This is a genomic window from Bradyrhizobium sp. KB893862 SZCCT0404 (assembly GCF_018130885.1).
Taxonomy (GTDB): domain Bacteria; phylum Pseudomonadota; class Alphaproteobacteria; order Rhizobiales; family Xanthobacteraceae; genus Bradyrhizobium; species Bradyrhizobium stylosanthis.
This window is the reverse complement of the sequence record NZ_JAFCLT010000012.1, coordinates 31,223-51,473: the sequence shown is the minus strand read 5'-3', so window position 1 is coordinate 51,473 and position 20,251 is coordinate 31,223. Positions and strand designations below refer to the sequence as shown.

The 20,251-nt window shown below is 64.9% G+C and carries 20 protein-coding genes; 8 read left to right on the top strand and 12 right to left on the bottom strand.

Features of this window, described 5'->3' with window-relative positions:
• The first annotated feature begins 342 nt into the window (after positions 1-342).
• The 3 genes from JQ617_RS34240 (at position 343) to JQ617_RS34230 (ending at position 4,951) form a co-directional block, all read left to right on the top strand.
• Entirely contained in the window at positions 343-2,442 is a 2,100-nt protein-coding gene (locus JQ617_RS34240) for a putative bifunctional diguanylate cyclase/phosphodiesterase (RefSeq protein WP_249157773.1), read from the top strand.
• Between the two features lie 461 nt (positions 2,443-2,903).
• A complete protein-coding gene (locus JQ617_RS34235; protein ID WP_502754912.1) occupies positions 2,904-4,343 on the top strand; it encodes an amidase family protein in 1,440 nt (479 codons plus the stop codon).
• Positions 4,344-4,369: 26 nt separating this feature from the next.
• Positions 4,370-4,951, top strand: a complete 582-nt coding sequence (locus JQ617_RS34230; RefSeq protein ID WP_212030222.1) for a TetR/AcrR family transcriptional regulator — start codon at positions 4,370-4,372, stop codon at positions 4,949-4,951.
• A 40-nt stretch (positions 4,952-4,991) separates the two neighbouring features.
• Here the strand turns inward: JQ617_RS34230 and JQ617_RS34225 are convergent, their stop codons facing one another.
• The 4 genes from JQ617_RS34225 to JQ617_RS34210 all read right to left on the bottom strand — a co-directional run bounded on the left by JQ617_RS34225 (position 4,992) and on the right by JQ617_RS34210 (position 9,944).
• Positions 4,992-6,956: a methyl-accepting chemotaxis protein gene (locus JQ617_RS34225; RefSeq protein ID WP_212030221.1), complete on the bottom strand. Its 1,965-nt coding sequence runs from the start codon at positions 6,954-6,956 to the stop codon at positions 4,992-4,994.
• A gap of 207 nt (positions 6,957-7,163) precedes the next feature.
• Positions 7,164-8,318 (bottom strand): acyl-CoA dehydrogenase family protein, encoded by a 1,155-nt coding sequence (locus JQ617_RS34220; RefSeq protein WP_212030220.1) that lies wholly within the window; start codon positions 8,316-8,318, stop codon positions 7,164-7,166.
• 39 nt (positions 8,319-8,357) lie between these two features.
• Positions 8,358-9,326 carry an ABC transporter substrate-binding protein gene (locus JQ617_RS34215; protein WP_212030219.1) on the bottom strand — a complete coding sequence of 323 codons (969 nt, stop codon included), beginning with the start codon at positions 9,324-9,326 and terminating at the stop codon, positions 8,358-8,360.
• Positions 9,327-9,536: 210 nt separating this feature from the next.
• The gene (locus JQ617_RS34210) at positions 9,537-9,944 is read right to left on the bottom strand and encodes a cupin domain-containing protein (protein ID WP_212030218.1); all 408 of its coding nucleotides are present in this window, start codon (positions 9,942-9,944) and stop codon (positions 9,537-9,539) included.
• Positions 9,945-10,142: 198 nt separating this feature from the next.
• Between JQ617_RS34210 and JQ617_RS34205 the strand changes: the two genes are divergently transcribed.
• The 5 genes from JQ617_RS34205 (at position 10,143) to JQ617_RS34185 (ending at position 14,530) form a co-directional block, all read left to right on the top strand.
• Positions 10,143-10,832 (top strand): aspartate/glutamate racemase family protein, encoded by a 690-nt coding sequence (locus tag JQ617_RS34205; RefSeq protein WP_212030217.1) that lies wholly within the window; start codon positions 10,143-10,145, stop codon positions 10,830-10,832.
• Positions 10,833-11,005: 173 nt separating this feature from the next.
• A complete protein-coding gene (locus JQ617_RS34200) occupies positions 11,006-12,256 on the top strand; it encodes a serine hydrolase domain-containing protein (RefSeq protein WP_249157764.1) in 1,251 nt (416 codons plus the stop codon).
• A gap of 132 nt (positions 12,257-12,388) precedes the next feature.
• On the top strand, positions 12,389-13,348 hold the full coding sequence (locus tag JQ617_RS34195) for a tetratricopeptide repeat protein (protein ID WP_212030215.1): 960 nt from the start codon (positions 12,389-12,391) through the stop codon (positions 13,346-13,348).
• Between the two features lie 46 nt (positions 13,349-13,394).
• Complete coding sequence (locus tag JQ617_RS34190; protein WP_212030214.1) at positions 13,395-13,925, top strand: hypothetical protein; 531 nt, start codon at positions 13,395-13,397, stop codon at positions 13,923-13,925.
• Between the two features lie 194 nt (positions 13,926-14,119).
• Complete coding sequence (locus tag JQ617_RS34185) at positions 14,120-14,530, top strand: SRPBCC family protein (RefSeq protein ID WP_063693112.1); 411 nt, start codon at positions 14,120-14,122, stop codon at positions 14,528-14,530.
• 56 nt (positions 14,531-14,586) lie between these two features.
• Here JQ617_RS34185 and JQ617_RS34180 read toward each other — a convergent pair whose 3' ends face one another.
• The 8 genes from JQ617_RS34180 to JQ617_RS34145 all read right to left on the bottom strand — a co-directional run bounded on the left by JQ617_RS34180 (position 14,587) and on the right by JQ617_RS34145 (position 20,133).
• Complete coding sequence (locus JQ617_RS34180) at positions 14,587-14,847, bottom strand: hypothetical protein (RefSeq protein WP_212030213.1); 261 nt, start codon at positions 14,845-14,847, stop codon at positions 14,587-14,589.
• Positions 14,847-15,047: a hypothetical protein gene (locus JQ617_RS34175; RefSeq protein ID WP_212030212.1), complete on the bottom strand. Its 201-nt coding sequence runs from the start codon at positions 15,045-15,047 to the stop codon at positions 14,847-14,849. Before JQ617_RS34175 ends, JQ617_RS34180 begins: the two co-directional genes overlap by 1 nt.
• A 77-nt stretch (positions 15,048-15,124) precedes the next feature.
• Positions 15,125-16,267 carry a transporter substrate-binding domain-containing protein gene (locus JQ617_RS34170; RefSeq protein WP_212030211.1) on the bottom strand — a complete coding sequence of 381 codons (1,143 nt, stop codon included), beginning with the start codon at positions 16,265-16,267 and terminating at the stop codon, positions 15,125-15,127.
• A 187-nt stretch (positions 16,268-16,454) separates the two neighbouring features.
• Complete coding sequence (locus tag JQ617_RS34165; protein ID WP_212030210.1) at positions 16,455-17,258, bottom strand: alpha/beta fold hydrolase; 804 nt, start codon at positions 17,256-17,258, stop codon at positions 16,455-16,457.
• 216 nt (positions 17,259-17,474) lie between these two features.
• Positions 17,475-18,173 (bottom strand): helix-turn-helix transcriptional regulator, encoded by a 699-nt coding sequence (locus tag JQ617_RS34160; RefSeq protein WP_212030209.1) that lies wholly within the window; start codon positions 18,171-18,173, stop codon positions 17,475-17,477.
• A gap of 67 nt (positions 18,174-18,240) precedes the next feature.
• A complete protein-coding gene (locus JQ617_RS34155) occupies positions 18,241-19,170 on the bottom strand; it encodes an NAD(P)-dependent alcohol dehydrogenase (RefSeq protein WP_212030208.1) in 930 nt (309 codons plus the stop codon).
• Positions 19,171-19,183: 13 nt separating this feature from the next.
• Positions 19,184-19,564, bottom strand: a complete 381-nt coding sequence (locus JQ617_RS34150; RefSeq protein ID WP_212030207.1) for a nuclear transport factor 2 family protein — start codon at positions 19,562-19,564, stop codon at positions 19,184-19,186.
• A 116-nt stretch (positions 19,565-19,680) separates the two neighbouring features.
• Positions 19,681-20,133 (bottom strand): GNAT family N-acetyltransferase, encoded by a 453-nt coding sequence (locus JQ617_RS34145; protein ID WP_212030206.1) that lies wholly within the window; start codon positions 20,131-20,133, stop codon positions 19,681-19,683.
• Positions 20,134-20,251 lie beyond the last annotated feature (118 nt).

The following is a 20,251-nucleotide window of genomic DNA, read 5'->3' as shown; positions in this document are numbered from 1 at the left end:
CGCGCGATTTCGTAAACGATTCAGCCCAACGCGTAATTTTGCGCCAGCACGACCTCCGATCGCGACGGCCGATCAGGTTCGATGCGTCCGCCGGCGGTCTTGCGCCTCGCAAACAGGCATGATGGCCGGCGCCGCGCCTGCGCCGACCGTGGCGAGGCGGGCGAAGATTACTTTTTTTTCAGACACTTGCCTCAAGACTTCGCCCGCAAGACTTGCGTCCGCAAGGCGCGACTGGGACATGTGACGTTGAGTTTGGGGTCTCCAAAACCAAGAAAGCGAAAGCGCATATCGCTCGCCGGCCAGGCGCCGCGAAAGCCGCGCTTCGCGCGCGCGCCCCGTCCTCTGCCTGCACCCGACGAGCTCCTGCAGAGCCGCGCGGAGGCGGAAGCCGCGATCGCGGAGGCGCGCAAGTCCCATGAGCGGCTGCGCCAGGCCATCGACCTCCTGCCGCAGGGCATCGTGTTCCTCGATGCGGAGGGCCGTTACGTCCTCTGGAACAAGAAATATTCCGAGATCTACAGCAAGACCGCCGACCTCTTCGCCGAAGGCGCGCGCCTCGAAGACACGCTGCGCGTCGGCGTCGCGCGCGGCGACTATCCCGAGGCCGAAGGCCACGAGGACGAGTGGATCGCCGAGCGGCTGCAAAGGCTCTATCAGCCCGGCGCACGCCACGAGCAGAAGCTGGCGGACGGCCGCGTCATCTTGATCGACGAGCGGCTGACCGACGACGGCGGCGTCGTCGGCCTGCGCGTCGACATCACCGAGCTGAAGCAGCGCGAGGCCTCGTTCCGCCTGCTGTTCGACGGCAATCCCGTGCCCATGATCGTCTGCGCCCTCGACGACGAGCGCATCCTCGGCGTCAATGACGCCGCGATCGCCCATTACGGCCATAGCCGCGCCGAGTTCGAGAAGCTGACGATCCGGTCCCTGCAGGCCTTCGACAGCGAGCCGCCCTGGACCACGGACCGGTCCAGCGATGAACAGGTCGCGCGCACCTGGAAGCACGTCAAGGCCGACGGCGCACTGATCGACCTTGCGATCTACTCCCGCGAACTGACTTATGCCGAGCGGCCCGCGGTGCTGCTGGCGCTGATGGACATCACCGAGCGCAAGCGCGCCGAGGCGCGGCTCGCCTTCATGGCGCAGCATGACGGGCTCACCGGCCTGCCGAACCGCAACCTGCTGCGCCAGCAGGCCGACGAGATGCTGCAGCATACGCGCCGCAGCCCCGAGAAGGTCGCGCTCTTGATGCTGGGGCTCGACAATTTCAAATCGGTCAACGACACGCTGGGACACGCCGTCGGCGACAAGCTGCTGCGCGGCGTCGCCAAGCGGCTGCGCTCCACCTTGCGCGAGGAGGACGCGCTGGCGCGTCTCAACTCCGACGAGTTCGCGATCGTGCAGAGCGGCCTGACCCGGCCGGAAGATGCGGCGGGGCTGGCAAAGCGCCTGCTGGAAGCCATTTCCGATCCCTATCTGCTCGACGGCCATTCCGTGGTGATCGGCGCCTCCATCGGCATCGCGATGGCGCCGGGCGACGGCGACGATTCCGAGAAGCTGCTCAAGAGCGCCGACATGGCGCTGTCGCGCGCCAAGCAGGACGCGCGCGGCAGCTTCGCCTTCTTCGAGGCCGCGCTCGATGCCAAGGCGCAGAGCCGCCGCAAGATCGAGGTCGAGCTGCGCGACGCCATCCAGAACGACGTGCTGCGCCCCTATTACCAGCCGCTGATCGACCTCCAGAGCGGCCGCATCACCGGCTTCGAGGCGCTGGTGCGCTGGCCCCATGCCGAGCGCGGCATGGTCTCGCCGGCCGAGTTCATCCCGGTCGCCGAGGAGACCGGCCTGATCAATCCGCTCGGCGGCCTGATGCTGCGCCGGGCGTGCCAGGACGCAGCCACCTGGCCGGACGACGTCCGCGTTGCGGTCAATTTGTCGCCGCTGCAGTTCCGCAGCGGCAATTTGCTGTCGATGGTGACCGACGCGCTGAAACATTCCGGTCTGCCGCCGCGCCGGCTCGAGCTCGAAATCACCGAGACGCTGCTGCTGGAGAAGAGCGCCCAGGTGCTGGCGACGCTGCATGCGCTGCGCGCGCTCGGCGTGCGCATCTCCATGGACGATTTCGGCACCGGCTATTCCAGCCTCAGCTACTTGCGCAGCTTCCCGTTCGACAAGATCAAGATCGACCAGTCCTTCGTGCGCGATCTCGGCGCCAACCGCGAGGCGCAGGCGATCATCCGCTCCATCGTCAGCCTCGGCAAGGGCCTGGGCGTCACCATCACCGCCGAAGGCGTCGAGACCGAAGCCGAGCTGAGCTGCCTGCGCACTGAGGGCTGCGACGAGGGCCAGGGTTTTCTGTTCAGCAAGGCCCGCCCCAATGCGGAGATCATCGGCCTGCTGGCCGCGCAGCGCGGCATCGACGGGAATACGGCGCTTGTGGCGTGAGTTCTTACCTCGCCCCGCTTGCGGGGAGAGGTCGGATTGCATCGCAGATGCAATCCGGGTGAGGGGGTACAGGTCTCACGGACATTCTCATCCGTGGAGAGAGCCCCTCACCCCAACCCTCTCCCCGTAGGAACGGGGCGAGGGAGCACACCTTCAGCGCGGCAGCTGTCCTGCTAAGCCGCCCGCAATCCTGCCAGGAACGTATCCACGCTCTTCATCAGCGCAGACGCATGCTGGCCGAGCTCGCCGTCAAATTGCCGGCTAATGCGCGCCGAACGCGCTCCTGCTTCACCACTTGGCCGTCGCTGTCGACGTCTCACATTTATTTGTCCGTCGTCACAAGATTCTCCATTGAAGTACGATCGTAATTCAATATGATGATCATAATTCAATGATGCCGCGTTCCCGTTCGTAGCATCGATAAGCGGCAAACCGGCCCTTGCGAGGATTTCATGGACGATATGGCTGTCACTTCATCCAACACCGCTTCGATGGACAATGCGGACGTGATCTCGCTTGGACTTGCTGCCGCTGCGGCCGCAATTCGTAGCGGCGACATGACATCGGAGGCCTACACGGCGGCGCTTCTGCAGCGTGCGAGAGCGCTTGTCGAGCTCAACGCCTTCATCACCATCGACGAGGCCGCAGTGATCGCGGCCGCGAGGGACGCGGACAGGGCCCGCGCGGCCGGGTCGACAGCGCTGCTGCTGGGCGTGCCGCTGGGAGTCAAGGACAGCTACCTGACGAAAGGGCTGCCGACGAGCCTTGGTCTCGACGGCCTCGCCCGCTTCGTGTCGCAGGAAGAGGCGGACGCTGTCCGCGCAATCAAGGACGCGGGCGCTCTGGTCTTCGGCAAGAACAACCTCGTGGAGATGTCCTACGGCCTGACCGGTCACAACGTGCACTATGGCCAGGTGAAGAACCCGCACGCCCGCGATCGTGTGTCGGGCGGCTCGTCGAGCGGCTCCGCCGCATCCGTCGCCGCCGGCATCGTGCCTGCGTCCTTGGGGGGCGATACAGTCGGATCAATCCGCGTGCCGGCATCGTTCTGTGGCGTCGTGGGGTTCAAGCCGACGACCGGACGATGGCCACGCAAAGGCGTGGCGCCAATCTCGCATACACTCGATACGACGGGAGTGTTCGCACGTCATGTCGAGGATTGCGCGCTCGTGGATCAGGTCGTAACCGGCGAACAGGCGGCGGAGCCGCTTCGGCGCGGATTTGACGTGAAGGGAGCCCGGCTGGCCTACGCACCCCGGCAATTTCTTGACCTGGTGGACGCGGAGGTCGAGGCGCGCTTCCGTGAAGTGGTGCGGCAGTTGCGGGACGCCGGCGCCGAAATCATGGAGGTGGACCTCGGCGACGACTTCGGCTCTCTCGTTCAGACGACGACATGGGGCATCTTCTTCCACGAGACCATGGGCGCAATCTCGGAGTTTCTTAGCCGCCACGATATTCCGACCACGTTCGAGGCGATCTACGAGGGCCTCAAGCCCGAGCTTCGGGACGCATGGGGACATGTGGCCTTGCCGGGAGGCGCCGGCGCGATCTCTGCAGAGGCCTATCAGGCCGCGCTGGCCGCGAGCCGCCCTGAAATCAAGCGACGGCTCGACGAGGTGTTCGGCCATGGAGCTTTGGCGATCCTGCAGCCGACGACGCCCCGCACGGCGCCATTGATCGGACAGCAGGCAAATGTCTCGATCGCAGGGCGCGAGGTCAGCGCTCTCGCTTTGGCGAACCACACCGTGTCGGCGAGCAGCGTTGGGCTGCCGGGCATCAGCCTCCCGATGGGCCTCTCGCGCGAGCGTCTCCCGATCGGCCTCGAATTGGATGCGCCCCTGGCGAGCGACCGCGCGCTCCTGGACCTTGCACGCCGCATTGAAGGCGTTCTGAATAATTAGCGTGCGTCGAAAGGAGGGAAAGACCAGTGCGTTTCGAGAAAGGGCACAAGGCGGCGACGCGGCGGCACATCGTTGACGTCGCGTCGAAATGCATCCGTCGGGACGGCGTCGCCGCCACGGGGATCGCCGGCCTCATGGCTGAGGCCGGCCTGACCAAAGGGGCATTCTCTCCCCACTTCGAATCAAAGGAGGCGCTCGTTCGTGAAGCGGTGGAGAGCGCGCTCGCCGACCAGCAAAATAGCTTCGATGAAGGTCGGCGAAAGGACGCGGATCTCGAACGCGCGATCCGGAGCTACCTGAACCGCGGCCATCTCAAGGACCCGGCCAGAGGGTGTCCTTCGGCGGCGTTGCTCCCGGAAATCGCGCGCCAACCCTTGCCGACCCGCAAGGCCTATGGCGAGGGCTTGCGAAGCTATATCTCGTCGCTGGCCGCACTACTTCCCGATATCGATTCGGCGACCAGCGAACGCCGCGCGATGGCCATGTTCGGCCTCATGGTGGGTACCCTCCAGGTCGCGCGGGCGGTCCCCGGCGCTGCCGACGCGGATCAGATCCTCGAAGGCGGCGTCGAGGCTGCGCTGCAGCTGGCGCGAGCTCCATCGTCCTGAATCAGGAAGACCAGGACGCCCAGGCCGAATCGCGCAGCACTTACGCAGCCCGCAATCCCGCCAGGAACGTATCCACGCTCTTCATCAGCGCCGACGCATGCTGGCCGAGTTCGCCGGACGCCACCATCACATTCCCTGCCAGCGCGCGCGACTGGTCCGCGGCCTGGCTGGCGCCCGCGACATTCGCCGAGACATCGGTGGTGCCGGCGGAGGCCTGCTGCACGCTGCGGGCGATCTCGCGCGTCGCCGAGCCTTGCTCCTCGACGGCGGCGGCAATCGTCGTGGCGATGCCGCTGATCTCGCGGATGGTGTCGCTGATCCCGGAGATCGCGGTGACGCAATTGCCGGTGGCGGCCTGGATCGCCGAGACCTGGCTCGCGATCTCGTCGGTTGCCTTCGCGGTCTGGCTGGCGAGCCCCTTCACCTCCGCGGCGACGACGGCAAAGCCGCGGCCGGCTTCGCCCGCGCGCGCGGCTTCGATGGTGGCGTTGAGCGCCAGCAGGTTGGTCTGGCTCGCGATCTCGCTGATCAGCCGCAGCACGTCGCCGATGCGCTCGGCGGAGGCGGCAAGGCTCGTGACCATCTCGGTGGTCTCGGTCGCCTTGACCACGGCATTGCTGGCGACCTGGCTGGAATGGGTGACCTGACGGCCGATCTCGCTGACCGACGAGGCGAGTTCCTCGGTTGCCGCCGCGACCGCATTGACGCTGGTCGAGGCTTCCTCGGAGGCCGTCGCGGCGGCGGAGGCGCGCTGCGAGGTGCCGTTGACGCTTGTCGTGATCTCGCCGGCGACGTTCTGCATGCCCTCGGTCGCCTTTGCGACCGCGGCCACCACGCCCTTGACGTCGGCCTCGAAACGATCGGCCATCCGGCGCTGCAACACCTGTTTCTCGATTTCTGCCTTGGCCTTGTCCGCCTCCTGCGCTTCGCGCAAGGCGCCGGCCTCGAGCATGTTCTGACGGAACACGTCCACGGCCTTGGCCATGGTGCCGAGCTCGTCCGGACGCTCGCTGCCGGGAATGGTGACACCGGTATCGCCGCTCGACAGCCGGTTCATCACGGCCGTGATCGCGGTCAGCGGCCGCGACAAGCCGCGTCCGAGCAGGAACGCCAGCAGGACAGCGGCGGCGAGGATCGCGACCGTGCCGAGGATCAGGTTGCGCTCCGCGGCGGAGAAGGCGGCCTCGTACTCCGTCGTGTCCTTGATGATCTCGAGCACGCCGACCGGCTGGCCCGCATAATTCTTGATCGGGCCGGCATAGACCGCGACCGGATGGCCGTCGAGCTCGGTCTCGCGCAGCAGCGGAGCGCCGTCGATCGCGGCCTTCAGCTCGTCGGGCTTGGCGACCGCGTTCTCGCCGAAGGTGGAGGACAGCTTGTTGAGGTTCTTGCCGTCCACCGAATAGACCGCAAGGTCGATGCCGAAGCGCTTCTTGGCGCGGTCGACGAATTCCTTGCCGAAGGCGGCGCCGACGTCGACATTGGCGATGTTCTTGCCGTCGCGCACGATCGTGGTCATACCGAAGATGCCGAGCGCTTCGCGGCCGGGCTCGACGCCGACGATCTGCCGGCCTGTCTTGAGCGCCTCGACCACGGTGGCGCGGCGCGAGGAGACGTCGTCGCCGAAGGTCTTCGGGGTGTGGACGCGATAGAACGAGATCGCCGGCGGAAGCTGGAAGGTGATCAGCGGGATGCCCTGCGCCTTCAGCGCCTTGTTGGCGTCGCCCAGCAGCACGCCGAGCGCGTCGCGGTCGCCCTTGGCGATGGCGTCGCCGACCGGCGGCAGCGCTGCGATCGCGGCGGACACGGCCAGTGCCGAGCGCCCCTCGTAGTCGATCGCCGCGATCACGCTGTCATATTGCAGCTTGAGCTGCTGATCGAGCGCGAGCCGTGTCAGCGCCCGTTGCTGGGTGATCGAGAAGCCGGAGAGGATGGCGCAGGCCACCGCGACGGTGAGTGCGATGGCGAGGATCAGGCGGGCGGCAATCGACTTGATCTTGAACATCAAAAATTCCCGAGCATTTCCAAGTCTTGCATTTCCAAATCTTGCTTTGGTGGAAAGGTCCCAGAAATTGCTTAACAACAAGGACGACGCCGCCCCCGTGTTTCAACGGAATCGCACCCGTCCTTTTGCATGACTCAATGCAGCAGGCGCATGGAGGCTGTGGTCGTTCGCCGCAAGTCGAGACAAAGCGCCGCGGCTCGCCGGCGACTATCGGTTTTCGGCAAGGATCATCTTGCCGACATCCTCGTAATGCGTGTCGCGTGCCTGGATCTGCTGCGCGATCGCGTGCATGTCGCGGAACCGTCGCTCGAACGGATTGCTGCGGAACACGGCGGTCGCGCCGGCCATGTGATAGGCGGCGTCGACCACCTTCGCCGATTGATGGATTGTCCAGGTCGCGGCCAGGCGGACCGCGCTGCGATGCGCCGCGCTGAATTCGCCGGTGGCATTGAGGTCGCGCCACATCGCATTTGCGGTGGCATAGAGATAGGCGCGCGCCGCGCGCAGATCGCCCTCGGTACGGCCGATCAAGCCCTGGACCGCCCCGTTGTCGCGCATGGCGCCGGCCGCGAGCGACTGGTGTTTTCCGCGCGCCAGCGCGATGGCGGCATCCAGCGTGGCGCGCGCGACGCCGAGCGAGACCGCGGCAAAGCCGAGGCTGAAGCTCGATCCGGTGCCGACGCTGTAGAGCGGGCCCTTCTCGATCAGCGCATGCGGCACGTCGCGGAACGCGGTGAAGCGCTCGGGGATGAACAGGTCGGCCACCTCATAGGAATCCGTGCCGGTGCCGGCGAGCCCGATCGCCTGCCAGACGTCGTGCAGCACGGCGCTCGCGGCCGGAAACAGGATGGTGCGCACCTCCGGCGAGCCGTCTGCGTTCTTGCGCGGCGTCCCGTCATCACTGACGATACGGACATGCGCCCCCAGCCAGCTCGCCTGCCGCGAGCCCGAGGCGAAATCCCAGCGCGCCGTGACGCGATAGCCGCCCTCGACGCTGCGCGCCTCGTGCGCGATCGCGCCCCAGGCCAGGATGCCGGGTGCGGTGTTGAAGATCTCATGCGCGGTGTCGTGGTCGAGCGAGGCTGCGATCATCGCGCACACGCTGCACTGGCCGAGGCACCAGGCCGTGGACGCATCCGCCTTCGCGATCTCCTCCAGCATCTGCATGAAGGTTTCGATGGGCACTTCCGCGCCCCCGAGGCTCTGCGGCAGCAGCGCGCGATAAAATCCGTTCTCGATGAGGGCGGAAACCACGGCAGGCGTCAGCCGCCGCGTCCTCTCGATCTCGTCGGCCTCGCCCGCGATCAGCGGCGCGAGCGCGCGTGCACGTTCGATCAGGCCGACGCCGGGAGTTGCGTTCATTGGCGCGTTTCCTCGCCCATTCTGCCGTGAGACGTGGTCCTACTCTATCACCTCGTCCGCAAATGCCAGCAGACCGGGCGGGATCTCGAGGTTCAGCGTTTTTGCGACTTTTAGATTGATCACGAACTCAAACCTGGTGGGCTGCCAGATTGGCAGGTCGGCCGGCCTGTCGCCGCTGAGAATGCGGCCGGCATAAATCCCGCCTTGCCGAAAGGCGTCGGTCAGACTGTTGCCGTAGCTCATCAAGCCGCCGGCGTCGGCAAAATCGCGCCAGGGATACATTGCAGGCATGGCGCTACGCGCCGCCAGATCAACGACACGGCGGCGCTCGAGATTGAAGAGGCGGTCGGAGGTGACAAGCAGCGCGCTCGCTCGATGTTCGACGGACCTCGCAAACGCCGTTTCGAGTTCGGCGAGATTTCGCGCCTCGAGAATCAGCAGCTGCAGCCCCGAGGACGATGCCGCCGATCGCAATGCCGTGACATTCGCATTCGGGTTGTCCGGGTTGATCAGCGCGGCGACCAGGGACGTGTGGGGCAGAAGCGCGTGCAGCAGTTCGAACCGCTTCGGCTCCAGCGCGCTGGCCTGGAACGCCACCCCGGTCGCGTTGCCGCCCGGGCGATTTATGGAAGATGCAAGACCCATGGCAACGGGATCGAGACCTACCACGAACACGATGGGAATGTCGGACGTCGTCGCTTTGGCGGCCAGCGCCCCGCCATTATCCGCGGTGAAGATCAGAGCAACACGCCTGCGCACCAATTCGGCTGCGGCGTCTCGCAGTTCTTCGTTGGCGTTCGGCCAGCGTCCCACGATGGAAATGTTTTGGCCTTCGACAAATCTCATCTGCTTGAGGCCGCGACGAAACGCTTCCGCGAACGTTTCCGTGCCGGCGCTTGGACGGTTGAGGGAGCCGATCACCGGCATCGACGATTTCTGTGCCTCGGCCGCCGACGACAAGGTCATTGCCGCAGCGCCCAGGCCTGTCATGAATTCGCGCCGTTTCATGCGTGTGACCTTGGAAAGGTCGTGGACCAACCGAAAGGAGAGGTGCCAACGATGCAGACCGGGCGAAAGGAGGCCGCCCGGCCGTCCTTGGCTCGCGAGCCGTTGAGCCTAGTTTGCCGGTGCGTCGGGCCCGTGACAATGATCCTCTTGTCGCCGCGCGCCGCAAAAGGCTTGCGGCTCGGATTTGCAGCCGTCGCGGCGTGGAACCAGCTAGCGCTTCACGGGCTCGGAGACCGGCTTTCCCTTCTCGACCACGAAGACGTTGAAGGTTTTCGCGGTGCCGGTACCCTTGTTGTTCGCTTCGTGAACCACGCCGGGTTCATTGTGGTAGGACTGGCCCGCCGCATAGGTCTTGGCTTCACCGCCTTCCTTTCGACCGACGACTTCGCCTTCGAGGACAGTCGTGTATTCGTCGCCGGGATGCGTATGGAGCCCGGTGCCGGATCCCGGCGGCCACTCGACGATCACGGCGATGACTTCCTTGTCCGGCTGCCCCGTCAGCGGCTCCTTCTGCAGCGGAGTCAATTTCAGCTTTGGGGGCTCCTGTGCGAGAACGACAGGACCCATCGCGACGGTCGCGACCAACGCAATCGACGACAACACATGAGCGAGCTTCATCGAGATCTCCCTCAGATTGATGAAAACAAAAAGACAAACGTCCATTGGGTGCAAACGCGACCAGACTATTCGTCGCGCTGCCCGTTGCCAAGGCCGTCGGGTGCGGGCCCGTCGATCGTGCTCGCGGGCAAATCGCCTCGTGGCAAGTTTCCGCGGCTTCCTCTACGATCCCTGGAGCGAGTTCTGGGAGATGTCGGGATGCGAACCATTGGCCTGATCGGAGGCATGAGCTGGGAGAGCACCGCGCTCTATTACAAGCTCATCAACGAGCGCGTCCGCGACCGCATGGGCAAGCTGCATTCGGCCCCGCTGCTGATGTATTCCTACGACTTTCAGTGCATCAAGGAGATGCAATATGCCGGCCGCTGGGACGAGGCGGCGGCAAGCCTTGCTGAGGTCGCGCAGCGCCTTGAAGGCGCCGGCGCGCGGGCGATCGTGCTGTGCACCAACACGATGCACAAGCTGGCGCCCGAGATCGTGGCGAAGCTGACCATTCCCTTCATCCATATCGGCGACGCCACGGCGGAGCGCATCCGGTCCAAAGGCTACCGGCGCGTCGGGCTGCTCGGCACCAAATTCACGATGGAGGAAGACTTCTACATCGACCGGCTGCGCGCCCACGACCTCGACGTCCTGGTGCCTTACGCAGACGCGCGCGCCGACGTGAATCGCATCATCTACGACGAGCTGTGCCTCGGAAACGTCACCGCTCCATCGCGCCGCCGCTACCAGGAGGTGATGGCCGCGCTCGTCGCAGGCGGTGCCGAGTGCATCATCCTCGGCTGTACCGAGATCACGATGCTGGTCGGCGCGGACGATACGTCGGTCGAGACATTCGACACGACCGCGATTCACGCTGAGACCGCGGCCGATTTCGCGATTCTGTGATGGCCATGCCGGCGGGGGCACATGCTGACTCCGTCCAGGCGCAGTGATAGCATGCGCCTCGTCGCCGGCCTGCGGGTTTGTTCTCGTACGCGCACCCGCAGAGAGCGTGTGGGGAGGCAAGTCCAATGAACAGGGAAGCACTCCGTAGGCCACGCAATTGCCGCAGGCTTGTATTGCCTGTCATTCTCGCCGCGGTCTGGTCGCCTCTGGCATGCGCCGAGGACATCCAGAGATCCTCCGGCGCAGTAGGCCCGGTCTTCTCGGACAGCGGTCCCGATGCCGAGCTCTATGGCGCGGCCGCGGGTTATCCGGTCGGCACGCGCGGGACCGCTACCCAGCTCGACAAGCTCGTCGGCGTCTACACCCATTTCGGCGAGATCTATCCGTCGCGCCCGGTCGTTCGCGCGACGACGCCCTGGCAATTCAAGCGCGCCCCGGAGCCGCAGATCGCCTACAGTTTCGGTACCGAGCAGCTGACCATCGCGGACTACCTCAAGCGCAATCCGGTGACGGGGCTTCTGATCGCCCGGGACGACACCATCCTGTACGAGCACTATCAATATGCGCGGACCGACCGCGACCGCTTCCTGTCGCAGTCCATGGCCAAGACGCTCGTCGGCATGCTGGTCGGGGTCGCGGTGTCGGAGGGGCGGATCAAGTCGATCGACGACCCCGTCTCGACCTACGTCTCCGGCCTTGCAGGAACGGAGTATGGAAACACATCGATCCGGGCCCTGCTGAACATGTCCTCGGGCGTCGCGTTCTCGGAGGTCTATGACGGGCAGGATGACATCGCCAGGCTCGGGCGCGCCCTGTTCGTCGACGAGCCCAGGGATCCCGCCGCCGTCGTCGCGCAGTTCAACACCCGCACCGCGCCGGCCGGCACCAAATGGCACTATGCGAGCGTGGAAACCGAGATCCTCGGCCTGGTCCTGCGCGCGGCCACCGGCACGCCCGTGGCCGATTATCTCCACGACCGGATCTGGAATGCCATCGGCACCGAAGCGGATGCCTCATGGGCGATCGACGGCACCGGGCAGGAGATTGCGTTCTGCTGCTTCAACGCGACCTTGCGCGACTATGCGCGCTTTGCCCGCTTGCTCGCCCATGACGGCCGCTGGGAAGGGCGCCAGCTGATCCCCCGGCAATGGCTGCTGGATGCCACGACTGTCAGGCCGGACGATGGTTATCTCGCACCGCGCGTGGCCACGCCGTTTTTCGGCTACGGCTATCAGGTCTGGCTCCTCCCCGGCGAGCAGCGCCGGTTTGCCCTGTTCGGCATCCGCGGCCAGGTCATCCTGGTCGATCCGGCCTCCAAGCTCGTCATGGTGCACACCGCCGTTCGCCAGAAGCCGTCCGAGCCGGGCGCCCTCAGGGAGCCGCTCGCGCTGTGGTCCGCCGTGCTGCAACAGCTCGGGCAATGACGATTTGACGGCTCTTTGAGCGTCATCGCTGATGGCCTTGTCGATCCAGCGACCGGCCGGTGGCTGCATTGAACCTGCCCGGCTTCCGGGAGCACCAACGTCGCGGAAGTCCCCGCGGCGAAGGAGCGCGCGATGAAAGCCCTGAAAGCATCGATCTGTGTTGCGGTCACCGCGCTCGCCCTGAGCCTGTCGCCCGGCGCGTCCTTCGCGCAGGACGATGAGGCCGGCGTCGCCACCCGCCAGATGAAGGAGCTCTATCGGGCCGGAAAATACACCGAAGCGCTGCCGCTCGCCCAGAAGGCGCTCGCCCTTCGCGAGAAGGAGTTCGGCCCCGACGATGCCAATGTCGCGATGCCGCTGAACGACCTCGGCACGATCCACTACAATCTCGGCCAGTATGCCGTGGCGGAGCCGCTGTACAAGCGCGCGCTGGTCATCAGGGAGAAGACGCTCGGTCCGGATCATGCGGAAGTCGCCATGGTCCTGAACAATCTGGGCGATCTCTACCGCGCCGAGGAGCGTTACGCGGAAGCCGAGCCGCTGCTGAAGCGATCGATCGCCATCGACGAGAAGACGATCGGCCCCAACGATCCGTCAATCGTCTTGCCGTTGAGCAATCTCGGCGCCGTCTACAGCAGCCAGGGCCGGTACGATCAGGCCGAACTGCTGTTCAAGCGGGGACTCGCCGTGCTGCGGAAAGCGCTCGGCCCGGACGATCCCGAAGCCACCGTGCTGATGAACAATTTGGCCGATACCTACATCAATCTGCATCGCTATGCCGATGCCGAACGGCTGCTGAAGCGGTCGATGGTCGTGACGGAGAAGGCGTTCGGTCCCGATCACGCCGACATCGCACAGGCGCTCAACAATCTGGCTGCCCTCTATGCGCGTCAGGGGCGTAACGCCGAGGCCGAGCGGCTGTTCAAGCGGTCGGCGGCCACTTTCGAGAAAACCCTCGGTCCCAATCATCCGGATCTCGCCGGCGTTCTGGATAACCTCGCCGGACTCTACAGGGATCAGGGCCGCTACGCCGATGCCCAGCAGGTCATGAAGCGATCGATGGCCATTCGCGGCAAGACGAGGCCGATCTGAGCAGGTCTTTCGTTGAGGGATCATCGCGGATTGCGTTGAGGGGGCCATGACGAAGCATGCAGGATTGCTCAAAATTGTCGTCGCCCTGACGTGGCTCGGATTGTCTGCGGCAACGGCGGCCGGCGGCCCGTCGAAGGACATGTGGAGCGGCGCCTGGACGTTCGAGATGGACCGCCAGGATCGGCCGTGGCTCGCCTTTTCCGACCCGCATGGCAAGACGGTCTTCCGCATCGGCTGCGGTACGCATTTCGAGCTGGACGCGGTCTATCCGGGGGACGCGCCGAAACAGGAGCACACCGAGGCCTCGATCACGATCGGCAACGGCAAGACACAGATGGATTTCGCCGGCTTCACATACGCCGGCCCCGAGTCCTTCCCGCCGGACACCTCGGTGTTCAACCAGGCGGATCTCGGGCACCCCGAGCTTGCCGAGGACAAATGGCGCGCGCTGGAAAACCGCGTTCTGGACCTCATGGGGTCCGGGCAGCCCCTGATTGTCTCGGCCGAAGGCAAAAGCTACGTGCTGCCGCCAGTCAAGGCCCCGCGGTGGCGCGCGCGCTTCCAGAAGGTCTGCTGACGCCCTGACGGCGGGCAGGTGGCGCACGCTCCCCCATAGCCCCACTTTTTTGTCGCATTGACGGTTCGACCATGTCGGTATCGACGGGTCTCGATCGTCCTTGGGTGGACATGTCCCGAACGATCGGTGCATGGATCCCCCACAGGTGAATCGATGTCACCTCGAGCCGTCATAATCGAACTGGAGCAATACCGATGAGGATCACCGTCGAAACCAGCGTCGCAGCCCCGATCGATCAGGTCTGGCGTGCCTATACGACGCCAGCCGACATCGTGAAGTGGAACGCCGCGTCGGACGACTGGCATACGACCAAGGCGACGGTGGACCTGCGGGAAGGCGGCCTCTTCTCGTCCCGCATGGAGGCCAAGGACGGCAGCATGGGCTTCGACTTCGCCGGCACCTACACGACGATCGTCGAGCACAAGCTGATCGAATATGCGTTCGGCGAGCGCAAGGCCGAGGTCGAGTTCGTGCCCGGCCCGAAGGGCGTCCTCGTCCGCGTCGTCTTCGACAGCGAGCCGACGCATTCGGTCGAGCAGCAGCAGGGCGGCTGGCAGGCGATCCTCGACAGTTTTGCACGGTACGTGGAAGCGAAGAAGTCGTGAGCGTGTAGCGCGCGGGATCGGTTCAACCCATCCCGCGCGCTGAAGTCCGCGGTGTCTCAGGTGCTCAGAGCCTTGAAGGCACTGATGACGATGAAAGCCCCGAGAGCATAGGCGAGCGCATTCACGACCCACGCAATCGCGACGCCCAGCAAGGCGGAGCCGCCTGTCGCTCCCCAGAAGAAATACGCCGCGGTGATGCCGGGCCATTCCAGTGACAGGAGCGCGTAGCCGGTCGGCGATTCCAGCACGAGGAGCGCCGACGAGATCAGCGCCCCGATGGCCAATGCGATGACGAGGATCATTTTCAAGGAGGGCATCACAATCCCAGCAGCCCGGCCAAAACAGGAATCAGGAAATAGGCGGCGACCCCGAGCAGAAGCCCCGCGACGATCCGCGTCCTGCGGCCGGGCACCCTGGCATCCAGCCACGCGCCTGCCTTCAGCACGGCCCGTTCGAGCAGGCCCCCGATGAGGGACCTGGCGAGCTCGAACAGCAGTTCTCCGAAAAATCTGGCCATCTCCCGCGATTAGTCTGTTCGATCGCCCCGCGGGTTCAAGCCCTGGCGGCTCCGGCCGGCGACATGAGAACGGGCGCTCAGCGCTTGCCGAACCATTCTTCGTAGATCCTCTGGTAGGTGTCGTTCTCACGCAGCGCCAGCAGCGCTTCGTTGACATGCTTGCGCAAGGGGCTGCCGGTCGGAAACACGATGCCGTAGTCTTCCTTGTGGAAGGTGGTGCCGACGATCCGCGCCAATCCTCTGCCGTCGTGGGTCTCGTAGTAATGCAGGGCGGGCGCATCGAACACGACGGCGTCCACCTCCCGGTCCAGCAGCGCATTGTAGAGGTTGTCGACATTCTCGAACTCGATGACTTCGGCCCTGGCCTCGTGCAGGTAGGCTGCCGCCGTGCTTCCCCGTGTCGTTCCGACGGGCTTTCCGACGAGATCGCGCGGATCGTTGATCGGTCCCCTGATCTGCTGCACCGTCAGTGACGCCGTCAGCTGCGCCGTGTAGAACGCCACGAAAACGACGCCCGTGAACATCCAGAGCACCGCCACGATCCGTGCCATCCAGTGCCGCGGCATTTGATCCGCCTGCGTCGCCAGCGTGCCTGCGGCCCAGAACATCGCATGGAAGATTCCCGGAAAATATTTCGTGCTCGGAATGATTCCATCTTGATGGTGCCGTTCCACCAGGAACATCAGATGCGCCGGAATGAGGATCAGCAGCAAAGCAATGCCGAGCCAGATCAGAAGCGTGCGGGAGAAGAACAGTCGCATCAGCTCGTGCAGCGGGTTCGGCTCGACATGGGGCGCGGTGCCGCGAATCAGGATCTGCAGGCCCGAATTCATGATCGGCTGAGAAAAATCGAACCTGTTCTCGCGGTCGGACGTGATCGAGACGGCTGCAATGGCGAGATCCGCCCGGTCGCTCTCGACGGCATCGAGCAATTCGCCGACATCCGACATGACGAGGTATTCGGTCTCGCGGTTCAGCCGGCTGCTGATGCTGTTCCAGAGCTCGATGCTGAAGCCGCTCAAAGCTCCGTTTTTCTCGATGACCATGGGAGGCACGATCCTGGTCGCCACCCTGAGCTTGGCGGTCTCGCCTTCGGCCATGGACCAGGTGATGCAGGTGAGCAGCGCCAACACGAGCCCGCGCACGACATTGGCAGCAAGCGCGCCGCGCAGCCGGACACCGCCTGCACGAAGCCGGATCGCGAGATCGGGACGGGACATCAATGGTCTCCAGCCGAGAGTCGCGTTGCCTGCGCGTGCCCAAGGGCGCGTGACAGCGTGGTTAGGGCAAAGTCCCCGCTGCGACGATCCCGGTCAGGAATTCGCGCCGCCTCATGTCACGGTCCTTGATCGGTCAGGGGATGGGTTTCGCAAGCGCTCAACCCATCCGAGCCTAAAGGTGCGGCGATCACGCCGCTTTCGTCAGCACGTCCGTTAGCCAGTCCGGCTCGGCGATCATGACCGAGTGGCCGGACGTCGTGTTTTCGAGCACGGTCCAGGAGCTGTCCGCCTTGCACTCCGCCGCCGCCTTGTCCATCGCAGCCAGCTGGAATTTCGGCAAGCGGATGTAGGTCTTCCTGGCGACCTTTTCGCGGGCGCCCGTCAGCTTGACCGGTTGCAGGAACGTGCCGACCGGATGCGGGGTGACCTTCGACAACACCCAGGCAACGTCCTTCGGGTCGTTGAAGGCCGTCGGTGGCAGCGCTTTCGGTGCGGGCCGGCTGATCGCACCCTCTTCGAGCGGGAAGGGGACCAGGTCTCGAAACGCCTGTCCGTCCGCGGGCTTGATGGCGTCGACCCAGACGATGGACGACACCCGGCTTCCGATGCGCTCGAGCGCGCCCGATGCCGGACATCCGCCATAGGAATGGGCAACGAGGCAGATGTCGGTCAGGTCTTCCCATTCGACGAGATTGGCGATGTCGGCAATGTGCGTGTCGAGCGTGATGTCCTTGTTCAGGAGGTGCGAGCGTTCCGCCAGGCCCGTCAGCGTCAGCGCAAAGACGCGATGTCCCTGCTTCTGCAGGCGCTCCGTGACGCGATGCCAGGACCAGGCGCCGTAATACGCGCCGGGAACGAGCACATAGGTCTTCTGTGCCGATTGCGCGCGGGCCGGACCGATGAATGCGCCCGACGCCAATGCCGAGGCCGAGCCCGCCGCAGCGCCGAGGCCGCCGAGTAGTCTGCGACGCGTGATGATTGAACGGACCATGAAATAACTCCGTTGCATTGAATGATTGATGCTTGAAATAATGCACGTGAATGACGGTGCAGGGCCGATCCTAGGGAAAATGACGGCCAACGCCAATATCGCGTTTGGGTTTGGAGGCGAGGCGGTCACCGGTGCAGCGCCGGGATACCGCCGCTGGAAGCAGGTGCGGCGTTCGGCTCGATCGCCAGTTACGCGGCGGCCGCGCTCGGTGTCCGGTCAGTCCGCAGCCTTGCGGCGATCCGCGTCAACCTGGGCGCGCCATTGCTTGACGAGGTCGCGCCGGCGGCCGGGATAGCGTTCCGTCTTGAGCCGCAGCTTCTCGATCCGGTCCGCCCGGAAGGAGCGAAAGTCCTGCCTCATTTCACACCAGCCGGCGAGGATACGTTGGGAATCGAAGAAGGCGACGCCGATCGGCCATATCGTGCGGGTCGTCTTCACGCCTTTCGGATCGCGATACACGATGGACAGCTTGTGCTGGTCGCGCATCGCCTGGCGCACGATGCGGAGATCGACGGTTTCGGGCCGCTTGGGCCGGCGTGCGACATGAAACGCATTGTCGTCGATCCTGTGTCGCAGCTCCGGCGGCAGGACGGCACCGATTTTCGCGAGCGCATCACGCGCTGCCAGCGCGAACTCTTCGTCGGTCTGGCGGGACACCCATTGCGCACCGAGCGCCAGCGCCTGGATTTCTTGCTCGGAGAACATCAGCGGCGGCAGCAGAAAGCCGGGCTGCAGGACGTAGCCGAAGCCCGGCTCGCCCTCGATCTGCGCGCCCAGTGCCTGCAAATCGGCGATGTCGCGATAGATCGTGCGCAGCGAGACGCCCGCCTCGGCGGCAAGATTGCTGCCCGACACCGGACGACGGTGTCGCCGCAGGATCTGCATGAGGTCGAATAGCCGCTGGCTCTTGGACATGCTGCAAGCCTAGCACCGATCCTGCCAGAAACTGGCAGCAATTCGCTGCTCGATTTCGAGACGCCTCTCACATCGCGACCAGGGCCTTGCCGGCGAGCCTGCGCCCCGTTTCGAGCGCCGTGATCAGCGGGATCGCATCGTTCAGCGGCACGATCGCCGCGATCGGCAAGCGCAGCTTGCCATTGCCCGCGGCACTGGCAAGGCCGTCGAGGATATCGGCCCGCGCGCTGCAGATGATCGCCTTCAGCCTGCGGTTGAAGACCGCGCGGATGAATTTGGCCGGCGTTGGATTGATGTCGAGATACACGCCGCCCGGACGCAGCAAGCCAAGTCCGGCCGCAACCGTCATCGTCCCTGCCGTGTCGTAGACGACGTCGAACCGTTCGCGGATCTTCGACAGGTCGGTGGTCCGATAATCGAAGAGCGGCTCGACACCCAGGTCGCGGGCCCGCTGCATCGCCTGTGCGCCGCAGGCCCCGGCAACGGTTGCCCCCAACATCCTTGCGAGCTGTACCGTAACCTCGCCGACGGCGCCGGTGCAGCCGTTGACGAACACCTGTCGGCCGGGCTTGAGAGCGGCCTTGTCCACGAGGCCGTTCCACGCGGTCACCCCCGGCGTGGCCAGGCACGCCGCGTCCTCGAACGAGACCGAATCCGGCTTCCTGGCGACGAAGGTCTCGGGAGCGACGACGGCTTCGCCGAGTGCGCCGCCGTCCCTTATCTGCGCCATGCCGAACACGGGATCGCCAGCCCTGAAGCGCGTGACCCCCGCGCCGACGGCGGTCACGATGCCCGAGAAATCGCTGCCCATGGCGCGCGGAAATTTCTTTCCGGTCATCATCTTCAGATAGCCATTGCGCACCTTCCAATCGATGGGATTGATCGCGGCGAATTTGACCTTCACTGCGATCTCGCCCGTCTCCGGAGCCCTCGGCTCGAAGGCTTCGAGCTTCATCGTTTCCGGGCCGCCATACCGGTGATATTGAATCCGCTTCATAGCCGATCGCGCCTTAGTGCGGCTGGACCGTCGCCGCGAAGGCAGCGAACGGCGTCGCGTCGTAGATCACCTCGGTCGATGCGATCTTGCCATTCCTCATCGTGAGCAACTCCGCGCAGATGGCGTTCGCAACCGGATGGGTCTCGGCGTTGTAGATGACGACAGCTTGCTCGTCGTCGCCGTGGATGGCGAGAATCGTCACGTTCCGAAGCATCCGGGCGAACCCGCCGTGAAACGCGCGAAACGTCCCGGTGCCGACAATCCGCCCGCGCGGCGACGTGCAGACGATGTCGTCAGCCGCGACCGAGATGATCGTATCGACGTCCTTGCGCGCGATGGCCTCGACATAGGTCCTGGCGATCTGCAGTGCCTTGCCGCTGCTTTGGGTATTCATGGTCTTCCTTTCTGTGATTGGGTGCACTGAAAGAAGACCTAGCGCAGGGCAGTGACAGATTCTGGCAGTAGGAGATGGGCACGCCCGTGACCGCTAACCCGGACCTGCTGTCGACCTCATCTGCGAGCAGTCGTTTCGAGCATCGTTCTTTGGTGGGACCAGGTCAGGCCGGTAACGCGGCTAAATCCAATCGCCTCCCAAAACTGCGCTGCGGCCTGGTTGCCTGCATGTACAGTCATGGTCGAAACCCTCCCTGCCGCGTCCTGCAACAGCGCCATGGCAATGGCGTAGGCAGCATTGCGCCGTCTGAAATCGCGATGCACGTAGAACCGTCGCATTCTCCAGGTCGGTTGCCCTGTCGGTGCAGGTTCGTCGGTCATCGCGCCGATGCCCGCGAGTCTGCCGCCGAGATAACAGGCGTATGCTGCATGAAAAATGCCGGGGGTCTCTGTTAGCTCAGCGGCCAGGCGGGTCATTTGCCGATGGCCATCCGCCATCGCATCCGCCTCCAAATCAGCGAAGCCAGCCGGTAATTTGTCGACTATTCGTTCGAGTTCAAGGTCCGCCACTTTTGGAGCCCCTATCAGAGACGTTTAGAACTACCTGGCCGGATACGGAGTTCGTCCGCCGTTGCTCGAAGAGCGAAGGCGGGTCTCAGAGCGGCAAAGAAAGCCCCGGGGGGACTGT

Bases quoted from the DNA above. Each gene is read 5' to 3' on its own strand.
- JQ617_RS34235 (WP_502754912.1), top strand. From the start codon at position 2,904: ATGGCTGTCACTTCATCCAACACCGCTTCGATGGACAATGCGGACGTG.
- JQ617_RS34225 (WP_212030221.1), bottom strand. From the start codon at position 6,956: ATGTTCAAGATCAAGTCGATTGCCGCCCGCCTGATCCTCGCCATCGCA.
- JQ617_RS34220 (WP_212030220.1), bottom strand. From the start codon at position 8,318: ATGAACGCAACTCCCGGCGTCGGCCTGATCGAACGTGCACGCGCGCTC.
- JQ617_RS34215 (WP_212030219.1), bottom strand. From the start codon at position 9,326: ATGAAACGGCGCGAATTCATGACAGGCCTGGGCGCTGCGGCAATGACC.
- JQ617_RS34210 (WP_212030218.1), bottom strand. From the start codon at position 9,944: ATGAAGCTCGCTCATGTGTTGTCGTCGATTGCGTTGGTCGCGACCGTC.
- JQ617_RS34205 (WP_212030217.1), top strand. From the start codon at position 10,143: ATGCGAACCATTGGCCTGATCGGAGGCATGAGCTGGGAGAGCACCGCG.
- JQ617_RS34195 (WP_212030215.1), top strand. From the start codon at position 12,389: ATGAAAGCCCTGAAAGCATCGATCTGTGTTGCGGTCACCGCGCTCGCC.
- JQ617_RS34190 (WP_212030214.1), top strand. From the start codon at position 13,395: ATGACGAAGCATGCAGGATTGCTCAAAATTGTCGTCGCCCTGACGTGG.
- JQ617_RS34185 (WP_063693112.1), top strand. From the start codon at position 14,120: ATGAGGATCACCGTCGAAACCAGCGTCGCAGCCCCGATCGATCAGGTC.
- JQ617_RS34180 (WP_212030213.1), bottom strand. From the start codon at position 14,847: ATGCCCTCCTTGAAAATGATCCTCGTCATCGCATTGGCCATCGGGGCG.
- JQ617_RS34175 (WP_212030212.1), bottom strand. From the start codon at position 15,047: ATGGCCAGATTTTTCGGAGAACTGCTGTTCGAGCTCGCCAGGTCCCTC.
- JQ617_RS34170 (WP_212030211.1), bottom strand. From the start codon at position 16,267: ATGTCCCGTCCCGATCTCGCGATCCGGCTTCGTGCAGGCGGTGTCCGG.
- JQ617_RS34165 (WP_212030210.1), bottom strand. From the start codon at position 17,258: ATGGTCCGTTCAATCATCACGCGTCGCAGACTACTCGGCGGCCTCGGC.
- JQ617_RS34160 (WP_212030209.1), bottom strand. From the start codon at position 18,173: ATGTCCAAGAGCCAGCGGCTATTCGACCTCATGCAGATCCTGCGGCGA.
- JQ617_RS34155 (WP_212030208.1), bottom strand. From the start codon at position 19,170: ATGAAGCGGATTCAATATCACCGGTATGGCGGCCCGGAAACGATGAAG.
- JQ617_RS34150 (WP_212030207.1), bottom strand. From the start codon at position 19,564: ATGAATACCCAAAGCAGCGGCAAGGCACTGCAGATCGCCAGGACCTAT.